At 62.2% G+C, this 15,230-nt stretch carries 16 protein-coding genes; 4 read left to right on the plus strand and 12 right to left on the minus strand.

What is annotated here, in order from left to right:
* Positions 1–16 precede the first annotated feature (16 nt).
* The 4 genes from VSR82_RS18225 to VSR82_RS18240 all read left to right on the plus strand — a co-directional run bounded on the left by VSR82_RS18225 (position 17) and on the right by VSR82_RS18240 (position 4,005).
* Positions 17–733 (plus strand): histidine phosphatase family protein, encoded by a 717-nt coding sequence (locus VSR82_RS18225; RefSeq protein ID WP_368587055.1) that lies wholly within the window; start codon positions 17–19, stop codon positions 731–733.
* A 20-nt stretch (positions 734–753) separates the two neighbouring features.
* Complete coding sequence (locus VSR82_RS18230) at positions 754–1,860, plus strand: phosphotransferase (protein WP_410850515.1); 1,107 nt, start codon at positions 754–756, stop codon at positions 1,858–1,860.
* A 58-nt stretch (positions 1,861–1,918) separates the two neighbouring features.
* The gene (locus tag VSR82_RS18235) at positions 1,919–3,178 is read left to right on the plus strand and encodes an acyl-CoA dehydrogenase family protein (RefSeq protein ID WP_368587053.1); all 1,260 of its coding nucleotides are present in this window, start codon (positions 1,919–1,921) and stop codon (positions 3,176–3,178) included.
* A gap of 125 nt (positions 3,179–3,303) precedes the next feature.
* Entirely contained in the window at positions 3,304–4,005 is a 702-nt protein-coding gene (locus VSR82_RS18240; RefSeq protein WP_429460373.1) for a glutathione S-transferase N-terminal domain-containing protein, read from the plus strand.
* Positions 4,006–4,103: 98 nt separating this feature from the next.
* On the opposite strand, the gene VSR82_RS18245 is transcribed toward VSR82_RS18240, so the two are convergent.
* The 12 genes from VSR82_RS18245 to nuoL all read right to left on the minus strand — a co-directional run bounded on the left by VSR82_RS18245 (position 4,104) and on the right by nuoL (position 15,223).
* Positions 4,104–4,580: a MaoC family dehydratase gene (locus VSR82_RS18245; RefSeq protein ID WP_429460375.1), complete on the minus strand. Its 477-nt coding sequence runs from the start codon at positions 4,578–4,580 to the stop codon at positions 4,104–4,106.
* On the minus strand, positions 4,577–5,035 hold the full coding sequence (locus VSR82_RS18250; protein ID WP_368587050.1) for a MaoC family dehydratase: 459 nt from the start codon (positions 5,033–5,035) through the stop codon (positions 4,577–4,579). Before VSR82_RS18250 ends, VSR82_RS18245 begins: the two co-directional genes overlap by 4 nt.
* A gap of 34 nt (positions 5,036–5,069) precedes the next feature.
* The gene (locus VSR82_RS18255) at positions 5,070–6,197 is read right to left on the minus strand and encodes an acyl-CoA dehydrogenase family protein (protein ID WP_429460379.1); all 1,128 of its coding nucleotides are present in this window, start codon (positions 6,195–6,197) and stop codon (positions 5,070–5,072) included.
* A gap of 10 nt (positions 6,198–6,207) precedes the next feature.
* The gene (locus VSR82_RS18260) at positions 6,208–7,404 is read right to left on the minus strand and encodes an acyl-CoA dehydrogenase family protein (protein ID WP_429460381.1); all 1,197 of its coding nucleotides are present in this window, start codon (positions 7,402–7,404) and stop codon (positions 6,208–6,210) included.
* Positions 7,405–7,452: 48 nt separating this feature from the next.
* Entirely contained in the window at positions 7,453–7,878 is a 426-nt protein-coding gene (locus VSR82_RS18265; RefSeq protein WP_368587047.1) for a DUF1178 family protein, read from the minus strand.
* 216 nt (positions 7,879–8,094) lie between these two features.
* A complete protein-coding gene (locus tag VSR82_RS18270; RefSeq protein WP_368587046.1) occupies positions 8,095–8,619 on the minus strand; it encodes a helix-turn-helix transcriptional regulator in 525 nt (174 codons plus the stop codon).
* 63 nt (positions 8,620–8,682) lie between these two features.
* Positions 8,683–8,928: a hypothetical protein gene (locus VSR82_RS18275; protein ID WP_410850520.1), complete on the minus strand. Its 246-nt coding sequence runs from the start codon at positions 8,926–8,928 to the stop codon at positions 8,683–8,685.
* A 294-nt stretch (positions 8,929–9,222) separates the two neighbouring features.
* Positions 9,223–9,813: an NUDIX domain-containing protein gene (locus VSR82_RS18280; RefSeq protein WP_498857985.1), complete on the minus strand. Its 591-nt coding sequence runs from the start codon at positions 9,811–9,813 to the stop codon at positions 9,223–9,225.
* A 45-nt stretch (positions 9,814–9,858) separates the two neighbouring features.
* Positions 9,859–10,155: a DUF2818 family protein gene (locus VSR82_RS18285; protein WP_018420024.1), complete on the minus strand. Its 297-nt coding sequence runs from the start codon at positions 10,153–10,155 to the stop codon at positions 9,859–9,861.
* Positions 10,155–11,627, minus strand: a complete 1,473-nt coding sequence (nuoN, locus tag VSR82_RS18290; protein WP_368587044.1) for an NADH-quinone oxidoreductase subunit NuoN — start codon at positions 11,625–11,627, stop codon at positions 10,155–10,157. Before nuoN ends, VSR82_RS18285 begins: the two co-directional genes overlap by 1 nt.
* 24 nt (positions 11,628–11,651) lie before the next feature.
* A complete protein-coding gene (locus tag VSR82_RS18295) occupies positions 11,652–13,142 on the minus strand; it encodes an NADH-quinone oxidoreductase subunit M (protein WP_018431493.1) in 1,491 nt (496 codons plus the stop codon).
* Between the two features lie 14 nt (positions 13,143–13,156).
* Positions 13,157–15,223: an NADH-quinone oxidoreductase subunit L gene (gene nuoL / locus VSR82_RS18300; protein ID WP_429460385.1), complete on the minus strand. Its 2,067-nt coding sequence runs from the start codon at positions 15,221–15,223 to the stop codon at positions 13,157–13,159.
* Positions 15,224–15,230 lie beyond the last annotated feature (7 nt).

A 15,230-nucleotide genomic window follows, 5' to 3' on the forward strand; every position in this document is an offset into this window, starting at 1 on the left:
GAGAGAGCCGCCCGACATGCCCGACTATCAATTGCCGAAACGGCGCCGCGTTTTCCTGATGCGTCACGGCGACGTCACCTACTTCGACGACTCCGGCCGCGCGATCGATCCCGAAACCGTGCCGCTGAACGCGAACGGCCGCGAGCAGGCGAGCGCGGCCGGCCGTGTGTTCGCCGAGCAGCAGGTGCGCTTCGACCGCGTGATCGTCAGCGGCTTGCCGCGCACGATCGAAACCGCGCGGCGCGTGCTCGCCGAAACGGGTCAGCAGATCGAACCCGAGATCGACCCCGCATTGCAGGAGATTCGCGGCGGGCGGCTCGGCAGCATTCCGCCGAGCGATATCGAGGCGGCGTTTCTCGGCGTGTTCGACGGCATCGTGCCGGAGAGCATGCGCTTTCTCGACGGCGAAACGATCGGCGAGCTGTTCGATCGCGTGCTGCCGGCCATCGCGGCGCTGCGCGAAGACACCTCGTGGGACACCGTGCTGCTGGTGCTGCACGGCGGCGTCAATCGCGCGATCCTGTCGCACGCGCTGACGGCGGGTGGCCGCACCTTCTTCGGCCATCTGTCGCAGGCGACCGGCTGCATCAATGCGCTCGACGTCGGCGCCGCGCCGCGCGACTGGGTGCTGCGCATGCTCAACTATTCACCGCCGTCGCCGCTGCATCGCGACGTTCGCAACACCACGATGGAAATCCTCTACGCACAATTCATCCGATTCCAGCGTAGCTGACACCGAACTGGAGGAGACACATGGCGCAAGCCACGCAGACCGGCGAACCCGCAGGCAAACAGGACTACTCGGCTTTCGAGGGCACCCGCCCGGTCAACGAGCGGCAACGCTTCGACACCGACGCGCTCGCCGCGTGGCTGGCCGGCCATGTCGACGGCTTCGCGGGACCGCTGACGCTCGAGCAATTCGCGGGCGGACAATCCAATCCCACGTTCAAGCTGATCACGCCGTCGCGCTCGTACGTGATGCGCGCGAAGCCCGGACCCACCGCGAAACTGCTGCCATCCGCGCACGCGATAGAACGCGAATATCGCGTGATGCACGCGCTCGCCGCCACCGACGTGCCGGTCGCACGGATGCTCGCGCTGTGCGAAGACGAAACCGTGATCGGCCGCGCGTTCTACGTGATGGAGTTCGTCGACGGCCGCGTGCTGTGGGATCAATCGCTGCCCGGCATGACGCCCAGCGAGCGCGCGGCGATCTACGACGAAATGAATCGCGTGATCGCGGCGTTGCACAGTGTCGACGTCACCGCCGCCGGCCTCGCCGACTACGGCAAGCCAGGCAATTACTTCGCGCGCCAGATCGGCCGCTGGAGCAAGCAGTATCTGGCGTCCGAGACCGAACCGATCGACGCGATGCATCGCCTGATCGAATGGCTGCCGCAGCATATGCCGGCCGAAACGAACGAGCGCGTGTCGGTCGTGCACGGCGACTACCGGCTCGACAACCTGATCTTCGATCGCAACGAGCCGCGCGTGCTCGCGGTGCTCGACTGGGAACTGTCGACGCTCGGCGATCCGCTCGCCGATTTCGCGTATCACTGCATGGCGTGGCATGTCGACCCGACGCAGTTCCGCGGCATCGCGGGACTCGATTGGGCCGCGCTCGGCATCCCCGATGAAGCACGCTACGTGGAGCGTTATTGCCAACGCACCGGCTTCGAGATTCGTGGCGACTGGAATTTCTATCTGGCCTACAACATGTTCCGCATCGCCGCGATCCTGCAAGGAATCATGAAGCGCGCCGTCGACGGTACCGCGTCGAGCGCGCAGGCGCTCGACGCCGGCCGGCGCGCGAAGCCGATGGCCGAACTGGCCTGGCATTACGCGCAGAAGGTTCGCTAGACTCGAGGGCTCGCCCCGCTCCCCCATCATTCGCAGTCCGTTACCCGCGAGGTCCCAGATGAATTTCGATTACACCCCGAAGGTCCAGGCGTTGCGCGAAAAACTGCTCGCCTTTTTCGACGAGCACATTTACCCGAACGAGCAGGCCTTCTATGCGGAGATCGCGCGCAATCGCCAGAACGGCAACGCATGGGTGCCCACCGAACTGATCGAGCAACTGAAGCAGAAGGCGCGCGATGCCGGTCTGTGGAATCTGTTCCTGCCGCAATCGCAGCGCGGCGCCGGCCTGACGAATCTCGAATACGCGCCGCTGTGCGAGATCATGGGCCGCGTGCCTTGGGCGCCTGAAGTGTTCAACTGCAACGCGCCAGACACCGGCAACATGGAGACGATCGAGCGCTACGGCAGCGAAGACAACAAGCGCGAATGGCTCGAACCGCTGCTGCAAGGTCAGATCCGTTCGGCGTTTCTGATGACGGAGCCGGAGGTCGCGTCGTCGGATGCGACGAACATCCAGACCAGCATCGTGCGCGATGGCGACCATTACGTGATCAATGGCCACAAGTGGTGGTCGTCGGGTGCGGGCGACCCACGCTGCGCGATCTATATCGTGATGGGCAAGACCGATCCCGACGCGCCGCGCCATCAGCAGCAGTCGATGATCCTCGTGCCCGCCGACGCCACCGGCATCACCGTGCATCGTCCGCTCACCGTGTTCGGTTACGACGATGCGCCGCACGGCCACATGGAGATCACACTCGACAATGTGCGCGTGCCCGCCACCAACCTGCTGCTCGGCGAAGGCCGCGGCTTCGAAATCGCGCAAGGCCGTCTCGGCCCGGGGCGCATCCATCACTGCATGCGCCTGATCGGTCTCGCCGAACGCGCGCTCGAACTGATGGCGAAGCGCTCGCTGCAACGTGTCGCGTTCGGCAAGCCGGTTGCGTCGCAAGGCGTCACACAGGAGCGTCTCGCCGAAGCGCGCTGCATGATCGAGCAGGCGCGTCTGCTTACGTTGAAGACCGCGTACATGATGGACACCGTCGGCAACAAGGGCGCGCGCGGCGAGATCGCGATGATCAAGGTGGTCGCGCCGAACATGGCGTGTCAGGTGATCGACTGGGCGATTCAGGCGCACGGCGGCGGCGGCGTCAGCGACGATTTCCCGCTCGCGTATGCGTACGCGTCCGCGCGCACGCTGCGTTTCGCCGACGGCCCCGACGAAGTGCACCGCAACGCGATCGCAAAGCTCGAACTCGCGCGTCATATGGATGCGGGCGCGGCGGCTCGCGTGGAGATGCCGGTCACGCGCGTTTGAGTGCTTCGGCCCAAAGCGAGTGCGCCGTTGAGGTCACTGCAAGCAGCATCGCGCGATCTATGCTCTAATTTTCGACAACGGCGGCGCCCTCTTTGCGGCGCCGCTTTGACGAACAAGGAGCCAGGATGATCGATGTCTATAGCTGGGCGACCCCGAACGGCCACAAGGTTCATATCATGCTCGAGGAGACGGGCCTACCCTACAACGTGCATGCCGTGAATATCGGTGCAGGTGACCAGTTCAAGCCCGAATTTCTTGCCATCAGTCCCAACAACAAGATTCCCGCGCTGGTCGATTCCGAAGGTCCGAAAGGCGCCGACGGACGGCCGTTCGCGCTATTCGAATCGGGTGCGATCCTGATTTATCTGGCCGAGAAAACCGGTAAGTTTCTACCGACCGACCCGGCCGCGCGCTACGCGGCACTGCAATGGCTGATGTTCCAGATGGGCGGCCTGGGTCCGATGCTCGGCCAAACGCATCACTTCCGCGTGTATGCACCCGAGCAGATCGAATACGCGGTCAATCGCTACACCAACGAAGCGCGACGCCTGTACGGCGTGATGGACACGCAACTCGGCAAGACGCGTTACCTCGCGGGCAACGACTATACGATCGCGGACATCGCCGCGTTTCCGTGGACCCGCTCGTGGAAAAATCAGGGCGTCGACCTCGATTCGTTGCCGAACGTGAAGCGCTGGCATGAAGAGATCGCCGCGCGGCCGGCAGTAGTGCGCGGCGTCGACGTGCTCGCATCCGCGCGCGTGCCGCTGATGGACGACAAGGCGAAAGAGATTCTGTTTGGCGCGACACAGTACGCGAAACACTAGTTGCAGGCCGTCTGGCTGACGCGGCTGGACGCAACACAAAGCGCGAGCGGCATGTCTGCCGACTCGCGCTTTTTCATTGCATCTGCGAAGGGCAAACGCTAGAAGTAATGCCGTGTGATGAACTCCGCGACGCACACCGGTCGATCGCCGCCCTGACGCTCCAGCGTCACGTTCCACGCGACCTGCACGCCGTTGTTGTCTACGTCGGTCACCGACTCGACGGCGAACTTCGCGCGCAGCGATGACCCCACGAGTACCGGCGACATGAAACGTACGCGGTTCAAGCCGTAGTTGACGCCCATGCGCTGCTCGATTCTCAGGGTCTTACCGAGCAACGCCGGAATTAGCGACAACGTCAGAAACCCATGCGCAATCGGCCCGCCAAACGGCGACTCGCGTATGGCCCGCTCCGGATCGATGTGAATCCACTGATGATCGCCGGTCGCCTCGGCGAAACGGTTGACTCTGTCCTGATCGACGCTCAGCCATTCACTGACGAGCGACTGCGTGCCGACGAGTGCGCGCAGAGCGTCCGCACTGTCGAAGGCGGAGATCGTCGCCGCGCTCACCGTCATGCCGCCGCTCCCGGATTGCGCAGACCGAACATGCCGTTCGAGCGCACCGTGATCACCGTGTCGCCGTGCTGATTGATGCCCTCCCAGCGCGTCGACACGATGCCGCGATCGGGCTTGCTCTGCGACACGCGCTTGTCGACGATGACGTTCATCATCGTGATCGTGTCGCCGACTCGCACCGGCTTCAACCAGCGAATCTCGTCGATCCCGGGCGAACCCATCGACGTCGAATCCGCCAGCACCTTGCGCACGAGCATGCCCATCATCACCGAGCACGTGTGCCAGCCGCTCGCGACGAGGCCGCGGAACGGCGATTCGGCCGCGGCGGCTTCGTCGAGATGAAACGGCTGCGGATCGAACTTCTGCGCGAACTCGACAATCTCCTCGCGCGTGAACGTGTGCTTGCCGATTTCGTGGCTCGCGCCCACTTCCATGTCTTCGAAACTGATTTTCATCAGTGCATCTCCTTTGTTCGATGGAACGCCCCGATCAGACTTCGGCGACTGCAAATCCGGGCAGCGCGGCAAATCGCGCGAGATGATGATCTACGTCGCCGAGCGTGGTCTCGATGATCGCGAGGCGCTTGAACAGATGCGCGGCCGCCACTTCATTCGTGACGCCCATGCCGCCGTGCAACTGCACCGCCTGTTGACCGACGAAACGCGCGGCCTGGCCGACCCGAACCTTGGCCGCGGAGATCGCGCGACGGCGCTCGTTCGCGTCTTCGCTCGCGTAGCGCATCGCTGCGAGATACGTGATCGAGCGCGCCTGCTCCGCGTGGATCAGCATCTCGACCATGCGGTGCTGCAGCGCCTGGAAACGCGCGATCGGCTGACCGAACTGCTGGCGCGTTTTCGTGTATTCGACGGTGGCGTGATTGAGCGCGTCGAGCGCGCCGATCGCTTCCGCGCACAGCAGCAGGGTGCCGTAGTCGGCGATCTGCTCGAGCGTTGCCGCCCCCGCATGTTCGCCGGCGAGCCGGCGCGCGGGCGTGCCGTTGAATTCGAGCGTTGCGGCGCGTTGACCGTCGATCGTGCGGTACTCGGTGAGCGTAACGCCGGCCGCGTCGCGGGCGACGACGAAGAGTGCGATCTCGCCATCGAGGCGCGCCGGCACGATCCAGTGGTCCGCCTGCGCGCCGTGCAGCACGACAGATTTGCTGCCGCTCAGCATGTGCTGCGCGCCCTGCCGGCTCGCGTTCGTCGCGACGTCGAACAGATCGTAGCGGGCATGCGGCTCATGAAACGCCACGGCCAGTTTGCCTTCGCCCCGGGCCGCCCGTTCGAGCAGCGCGGCATCTTCGCCGTCGCCGGTGCCGGCGAGCCGCAGCGCTTCGATGCCGACCGCGGTCGCCCAATACGGCTCGACGACGAGCGCGCGGCCGAGCTCCTGCATGACCATGAGCATGTCGATCGGGCCGCCGCTGAAACCGCCTTGATCTTCCGGCACCGGCAACGCGGTCAGCCCCAACTCGGTGAACGCGGCCCAATGATCGGCCGATACGCCCGCCTCCGAGCGCACGATCGCCTGGCGTGCTTCGAAGCCGTAGTTCTTCTCGAGATAGCGGCGCAGCGCATCGGCAAATTGCTGCTGTTCGTCGTTGAAAGTGAAGTCCATGCGCCGCTCCTCAAAGTCCGAGAATCATCTGCGCGATGATGTTCTTTTGAATTTCGTTCGAGCCGCCGTAAATCGACGTCTTGCGGAAGTTGAAGTAGTACGCGGCAAGCGGCGCGGCATCGTCGTCGCCGGCAAGACTGTGCCCGCGTTCGCCTTCGAGGAACGGCACGTCGAACGGCGCGGCCAGCGGACCGATCGCTTCGAACATCAGTTCGGTGAGTCCCTGTTGCACTTCCGTGCCCTTGATCTTCAGCATCGACGCTTCCGGGCCCGGGCCGCGTCCGCCCGCCTCGTTCGCCACCACGCGTTGCACGGTGACTTCGAGCGCCATCAACTCGATTTCCAGACTCGCGACCTTTGCCGCAAACACCGGATCGTGCAGCAGCGGCTTGCCATTCTTTTTCTGATTCAGCGCGACACGCTTGAGAAACACCATTTCGCGCTTCGACGCACCGACTCGCGCGATACCGGTACGCTCGTGCCCGAGCAGATATTTCGCATAGGTCCAGCCGCGATTTTCTTCGCCGACCAGATTGTCGAGCGGCACTTTGACGTCCTCGAAGAACACTTCATTGACTTCGTGATCTTCGTCGAGCGTGATGATGGGCCGCACCGTGATGCCCGGCGTTTTCATGTCGATCAGCAGGAACGAGATGCCCTCCTGCTTTTTGGCGGCGCTGTCGGTGCGCACGAGGCAGAACATCATGTCGGCGTGCTGGCCGAGCGTGGTCCAGGTCTTCTGACCGTTGACCACGTAATGATCACGGACGCGCTCGGCGCGGGTGCGCAGCGACGCAAGGTCGGAACCCGATCCCGGCTCCGAATAGCCCTGACACCACCAGTCAGTGCCGTCGAGAATGCGCGGCAGATAATGGCGTTTCTGCGCCTCGGTACCGTATTTCATCAGCACTGGCGCAACCATCGACACGCCGAAAGGCAGCACGGTAGGTGCGCCAACACGCGCGCACTCTTCTTCCCAGATATGTCGTTGCGTCGCGTCCCAGCCGGGGCCGCCATATTCGCGCGGCCACGCGACCGCCGACCAGCCTCGCGTGCCGAGCAGCCTGTGCCAGCTTGCGAAGTCTTCGCGGGAAAGACGTTTGTGATTGAGAACCTTGTCGCTCAGCTCGCGAGGCAGATTCGCTTCGAGCCAGGCGCGGATGTCGGCGCGGAACGCGTCTTCAGCGGGGGAATAGTCCAGATTCATGCGTAGTGTCTCCTGGCCGCCACCGCCCAGCCGCCTGGAGCCACCGCGCTACTGCAGTGGTTCCTTCAGCGCAGCCGGGACCGGCAGCGGCATCACTTCGATGCCTTCCTCGACCAAGGCACGCGCATCCTCGGGTGTCGTGACACCGCGAATACTGCGCGCGGGCGCTTCGTTATAGTGAATGCGCCGCGCTTCCTCGGCGAAGCGGTCGCCCACGTTCTCGGTCTTCTCCAGTACCTCGCGCAGCGCGCGGATCATGTGCGCCTGCATTTGCTGCACACCCGCCGGCGCTTTTGAGTCGGTCGCGCCCGACAGATTCAGACGCGGTGCCGACGGCAAACGGCTCACCTCGTGCGCACCGCAGATCGGACATTCGACGAGTTTGCGGGACTGCTGCGACTCGAAGTCATCAGCCGAAGCAAACCAACCTTCGAACCGATGGCCATGCGGACACTGTAAATCGAGGACCTTCATGTGGAATCAGGGCTTGCGTGCCAGTTTAGCGCAAAATGGAAATTTGTGAACGATCGTTCGTAAAACCTTAGGGCCGACGCACAGCCGCCAGCTGCCGAAAGGGAATATCACGTGGGTGCGCGATTTTAACGCTTTACGGCATGTGCTGCCGAAGGCGGCCCGAGCGGTCACCGGTGCCACAATTGCTCCGTTCTCCAGCCCGCTTGAAGCGCACCGCTACACCACGAGATTGCCGAGTTGGCGACTTACGCGCGGTTCAATCTGACGGGCCTCCTTCGCCAGATTGATCTGCTTCGCCAGTTTTGCGACATCCGCGACACCGATCTCAATCTCGTACCCGCCGCGCGCGGTCAGCCATTCGAGCACGTCCGTCAGATGCCACACCGACGCACTGCCTTCGTGGACCGGCGGAGGGAAGTCGATGGCGTTATTCAGCATCAGCTTGCGCATGTTTTGCCGCGACACGCCCGCCATTTCGGCCACGTCTGTCAGCCCCACGAAGTCAGGTCCCGCCTCGACCAGTTGCGCGGACGGCACAGCGCGTTTCACGTCCTTGAGCGCGCTGATGACAGCCTCGAATGCGCTCGCGCCTTCACGGGTGAAAAGCAGCGCGAGGCGGCCTGCTTGCCCGACGCCAATCGTGGCGTCGTCGCACCCCGCTTCGCCCAGCCTCTCGACGATTGCGTCTGCATCGCAATCTTCCGCGGTGAGGCGGTACTTCAAGGTGAATACATATTCCATACGATACTCCTGTCTTTGTTGAGCCCAGGTTATTGCGATTCCTGTTTGCTGCCTACGAACGCACTAGCGCCGTGCCGCGCAGTTGCCGACGATGCGCCGCAGATGTCTGGCGTGATTGCCGGGATTCTTCGGCGTACTCCAGACGCTCGATATACAGAACTCACCGCACCGACATTCGGCGTCTTTGTACGGGCAATAGATTTTTCCCCACGCATGACCTTTTCCGCCTTCCTGAATGCGCCAGCCGTGCTGCTCCGCGTACGCCAATGCAGCCTCGATCTCTTTCTTCTTGTGCCTTCCTCGAACCATCGACACCTCCAATGTAGCCGCTCAATTTCGAGTTGTCAATTGACAACCCAGAGGTTGAGCTGGAATCAGATCGTTCCGATGAGTAGCGTCGGTTATCCCAAACAAAATCGACGACGCACTCGGTGATCGGAGGGTTCATACTAGCCGGCCGGCGGGGCCGCGACGAGCCAGCCAGATGGCATAGGGAACGGCATTTTGTTGAGCCAGAAAGAAACGGCGGAGCCAATGACAAAGCCCCTGCCGGTCATCGACCGACAGGGGCTTGGTTAAATCAGCTATCGGGCTGACGCGAACTTATACCGTCTCGGGCGCCTGCGTCGGCCACGTGCCCGACAGCACTTTCTCGAGCCAGAAAGTACCGATGATCGTCTTCACATCGGTGATCTTGCCCGTGCGCACCCACGCGGACACTTGTTCCACGGTCGCGGTGAACAGTTCGAGAAACTCACCTTCGTCGAGCTTGCGCTCGCCCGCGGTCAAGCCCCGCGCCAGATAGATATCAATGAATTCGGTCGAGTAAGAAATGATCGGGTGGATCCGTGTCAGGTATACGTATTCGCGCGCGGTATAGCCGGTTTCCTCGCGCAGTTCCCGCACCGCGCATGCCAGCGCGCCCTCGTTCGGGTCGAGCTTGCCGGCCGGATATTCGACCATCACCTTGCCCATCGGATAGCGATACTGACTTTCGAGCAGCACGCGACCGTCATCGAACAAGGGGATCACCATGACGGCGCCCGGGTGCTGAACATATTCGCGCGTCGCGTGTTTGCCGTCCGGGAGTCGGACCGTATCGTACTTGACCGTCATGAACGGCCCCTGATGGACCGTCTTGCTGTCGATACAAGTCTCGGTTAGCGCGGCGTCGTGATTGGGAAGTTCAGCCATGTGCGGACCTCAGAACAGCCAGGCGCGCGCGACGGCGGCACGCCGTCAGCGGCGTTTGACGAGATATTGGAAGGTAAAGCCGGGAAAAGCGAACACGACGAACAGAGCGAACGTGATCGCATAGAACTGCCAGCCCTGCTCGAAGCGATTTCCCGCGCGCGCTTCGAGCAGAAAGCCCAGCGCGCCGACCACGAAATACAGCACGATCAATTCGGCAATCCGGAGCCAGGCGCTTTTCTTCGCCGCTTTCAACGGCACCGCGGCGAAGAGGCGCTGATTCAGGAACGGCAGGTTGGCGCCGACCAGCGCCAACAGCACGATAAACCAGCCCGCAGCGGACATCAGAGCAGCAGCGTGTGCTGGATCGCCTGCAGGCAGGCGCGCAACAGCGGATCCGGCACGATACCGAGCGCCAGCACGGCGACGCCGTTCAACGCGAGCAACGCGCGCGTGCTCGTGTCTGCCGCGATCGTCGACTTGTCTTGCGGCTCGTCGAAGTACATCAGCTTGACGATACGCAGGTAGTAGAACGCGCCGAACAGCGACGTGATCACGGCAAGCACGGTGAGCCAGGTCAGGCCAGCGTTCATCGTCGCTTGCAGCACGGCGAGCTTCGCGTAGAAGCCGACTGCCGGCGGAATACCCGCGAGCGAGAACATCATGATCATCATCACGAACGCGAATACCGCGCTGCGCTGATTGAGGCCTTTGAAGTCCTCCAGCGTGTCCGCTTCGAAGTCGCGGCGCGCGAGCAGCATGATGACGCCGAAGGTACCGAGCGTGGTGATCAGGTAGATGATGCTGTAGAACATCGCCGAGCCGTACGCGCTCGCGGCGCCCGTGGTCTTCTGGTCGACCACGCCGGCGAGCAGGCCGAGCAGCACGAAGCCCATGTTCGAGATCGCCGAATACGCGAGCATCCGCTTGACGTTGCGCTGCACGATACCGGTGATGTTGCCGACGATCAGCGACAGCGCCGCCAGAATCACCAGCATCTGTTGCCATTCGACCGCCAGCGGCAGCAGGCCCATCACGAGGAAACGCAAACCCCACGCGAACGCCGCGACCTTCGGGCCGCCACCGACGATGAGCGTCATCGCCGTCGGTGCGCCCTGATACACGTCGGGCACCCACATATGGAACGGCACCGCGCCCATCTTGAACGCCACGCCCGCCACGATGAAGATCACGCCGAACAGCAGCACGGTCGGATCGTAGTGGCTCGTGTTAATCGCCTTGAACACTTCATTCAGGTCCAGCGAGCCGGTCGCGCCATACAGCATCGAAACACCATACAGCAGAAAACCGGAAGCCAGCGCGCCGAGCACGTAGTACTTCATCGCCGCTTCGTTCGACGACGCCACTTCGCGACGCAGCGCGATCACCGCGTACAGCGACAGCGACATCAGTTCCAGACCGAGATACAGCGTCAGGAAGTTGTTGCCCGAGATCATCACGATCTGGCCGAGCAGCGAGAACATGCCGAGCAGGAAGAAGTCACCGCGGAACAGGCTACGGTCTTCGAGGTAGCGACGCGAATAAACGATCGTCACCGCGTAGCCGAGCGACACCACCGCCTTCATCACGTTGGCGAACGGATCGACCACGTACATGTGATCGAAGAAGTAATGCACTTGCGGGTCGAACGCATTCACCGCGAACCAGATCCCGGCGACGAGCGTCGAGAAGAACGCGATGAAATACGTAGTACGGCGACCCTCCGGGCCGACGAACGTGTCGTTGAGCCACGCGATGACAATGGCGAACATCACCAATGCGTCAGGCAACAGAGCAGTCATAGGGGCGTTTTGCATGGTCTTAAATTCCTCCGCTCGTCGTTACTGAGGCAACGGCAGCTTCGATTGCGCAACGTGGGAGAGGAGGTTTTCCACGGATACGTGCATCACATCGGTAAAGGGCTTCGGATACAGGCCCATGAACAGCGTCAGTGCGGCGAGCACTGCCAGCATGAAAAATTCGCGACGGTCGATGTCGACCAGGCTCTTCACGTGGTCGTTCGCGACCGCGCCGAAGTAGACACGCTTGTACATCCACAGTGTGTAGGCCGCGCCGAGAATCAGCGTGACAGCCGCGCCACTCGCGATCCAGAAGTTGTACTGGACGGAAGCCAGAATCACCATGAATTCGCCGACGAAACCGGACGTGCCCGGCAAGCCGCAATTCGCCATCGCGAACAGCATCACGAACGCCGCGAACTTCGGCATCACGTTGACGACGCCGCCGTAATCGGCGATCTGACGCGAGTGCATGCGGTCGTACAGCACGCCGATGCACAGGAACATTGCGCCCGACACGAAGCCGTGCGAGATCATCTGCACGATCGCGCCTTCCGCGCCGAGCTGATTGAAGATAAAGAAGCCGAGCGTGACAAAGCCCATGTGTGCGATCGATGAATACGCGACCAGCTTCTTCATGTCGGCCTGCACCATCGCGACGAGACCGATGTAGATCACAGCGATCAACGACAGCGTGATGATGACCGGTGCAAGGAAATGGCTCGCATCAGGCGTGATCGGCAGCGAGAAGCGCAGGAAACCATACGCGCCGAGCTTCAGCATGATCGCGGCCAGCACGACCGAACCGCCGGTAGGCGCTTCCACGTGCGCGTCCGGCAACCACGTGTGCACCGGCCACATCGGCACCTTCACCGCGAAGGCCAGGAAGAACGCGATAAACAGTAGCACCTGCGGCGTCATCGCGATCTGCGCGTGCTGCCACGTGGCGATATCGAACGAGCCGGTCTCGTTGTACAGATAAATCAGCGCAACCAGCATCAGCAGCGAGCCCGCCAGCGTGTACAGGAAGAACTTGAACGCCGCGTACACGCGGTTCGCCCCACCCCACACGCCGATGATGATGTACATCGGGATCAGCGTCGCTTCGAAGAACACGTAGAACAGCATGCCGTCGGCCGCGCTGAACACGCCGACCATGATGCCCGACAGGATCAGAAAGGCCGCGAGGTACTGGCCGACGTTCTTCGTGATCACTTCCCACCCTGCGATCACGACGATCACCGTGATCAACGCGGTCAACGAGACGAACCACATCGAAATACCGTCCACACCGAGGTGATACATGATGTGGAAGCGCTGGATCCAGTTCGCCTGCTCGACGAACTGCAGGTCGGCGGTGCTCGAATCGAAGCTGGTGATCAGCGGCAGCGTGACGAGGAAGCTCAGGACCGAGCCGATCAGCGAGATCCAGCGCGCGGGAGCGGGGTTCTCGTCGTTGCCGATCGCGAGGACCAGCAGACCGAAGAAGATCGGCAACCAGATCGCGATGCTGAGAATCGGATAAGCGTGCATGAGTGTCCCTCGCCTTATTTGCCGCCGAGCGTTACAAACAGGGTCAGGAGCCCCAGCATGCCGATGATCATGGCGAACGCGTAGTGGTAGATGTAGCCGGATTGGAGGAAGCGGATCACGCTAGCGAACCAGCCGATAAAGCGTGCGCTGCCGTTGACGATGCCGTCGATCACGACCACGTCGCCTTCCTTCCACAAACCACGGCCAATGGCCACCGCGCCTCGCGCAAACACGACTTCGTTGATCTTGTCCATGTAGTACTTGTTATCGAGCAACGTGTAGATCGGGCCGAATGCGCGCTTGATGACAGCGGGCAGATCCGGACGGACCAGATACAGGAACCATGCGACTACCACGCCAGCCAGCGCGAGCCACACCGGCAGGCCCGACACCGAGTGCAGACCCATCGACGCCCAGCCCTGGAACTCTTCGGCCATCTCATGCAGCGCCGGATGGTTCTCGCTGATGTAGATCACCTTGTCGAACGCGACGCCGTGCTGGAAGAAGTCGCCGAACAGCATCGGACCGACGCCGATCGCGCCGATCACGATCGACGGAATCGCCAGCAGCACGAGCGGCACCCACACGACCCACGGCGTTTCGTGCGGTTCGTGAGCGTGGTCGCCGTGACCATGGCCATGGTCATCGCGGCCGTGCGCGCCATGTGCATGCGACGCGGCTTCTGCGCCCATCGGCGATTCAGGGTGCTTCGGATTGCGGAAGCGCTCCTCGCCGTGGAACACCATGAAATACATACGGAACGAATACAACGCGGTCACGAACACGCTTGCGACCACCGCGAAGTACGCGAAACCCGAGCCCGGCAGATGCGACAGCTTCACCGCGTCGATGATCGAGTCTTTCGAGTAGAAGCCCGAGAAGAACGGCGTACCGATCAGCGCGAGCGAACCGATCAGCGACGTGATCCACGTAATCGGCATGTACTTGCGCAGGCCGCCCATGTTGCGCATGTCCTGATCGTGATGCATGCCGATGATCACCGAACCCGCGCCGAGGAACAGCAGCGCCTTGAAGAACGCGTGCGTCATCAGGTGGAACACGGCGACCGAGTACGCCGACGCGCCGAGCGCGACGGTCATGTAACCGAGCTGCGACAGCGTGGAATAAGCGACCACACGCTTGATGTCGTTCTGGACGATGCCGAGAAAGCCCATGAACAGCGCGGTAATCGCACCAATGACCATGACGAACGACAACGCCGTATCCGACAGTTCGAACAGCGGCGACATGCGCGTAACCATGAAGATACCGGCCGTCACCATGGTCGCCGCGTGAATCAGCGCGGAGATCGGCGTCGGACCTTCCATCGAGTCCGGCAGCCACACGTGCAGCGGGAACTGAGCCGACTTACCCATCGCGCCGATGAACAGGCAAATGCAAGCCACCGTCAGCAGGCCCCAGTCGGTACCCGGGAAGTTCAGCGCGGCGAGTTCGGTACGCTTGGCGAAGACTTCGCCGTAGTTCATCGAACCAGCGAACGCGAACAGCAGACCGATGCCGAGCAGGAAACCGAAGTCGCCGACGCGGTTCACGATGAACGCCTTCATGTTCGCGTAAATCGCGCTCTCACGCTTGAAGTAGAAGCCGATCAGCAGGTACGAAACGAGACCCACCGCTTCCCAGCCGAAGAACAGCTGCAGGAAGTTGTTGCTCATCACGAGCATCAACATCGAGAACGTGAACAGCGAGATGTACGAGAAGAAGCGCTGGTAGCCGTCGTCGTCGGCCATGTAGCCGATCGTGTAGATGTGCACCATCAGCGACACGAAGTTGACCACGACGATCATCATCGCGGTCAGCGAGTCGACCAGGAAGCCGACTTCGAGCTGCGTCTTGCCGATCGACATCCATTGATAAACGGTCGCGTTGAAGCTCGCGCCGTCCATCACCTGGAAGAAGACCATCACCGACAGGATGAACGAAATCGCGACGCCGAGGATCGTGACCGAATGCGCACCCGCCCGCCCTATCGCCTTGCCGAACAGCCCTGCAACCAGGGAACCGGCGAGCGGTGCAAGCGGAATTGCCAACAGCAGGTTTTCATTGAGTATCGTGGACATAACCGCT

Source organism: Burkholderia sp. JPY481 (genome assembly GCF_038900515.1).
Lineage (GTDB): Bacteria > Pseudomonadota > Gammaproteobacteria > Burkholderiales > Burkholderiaceae > Paraburkholderia > Paraburkholderia youngii.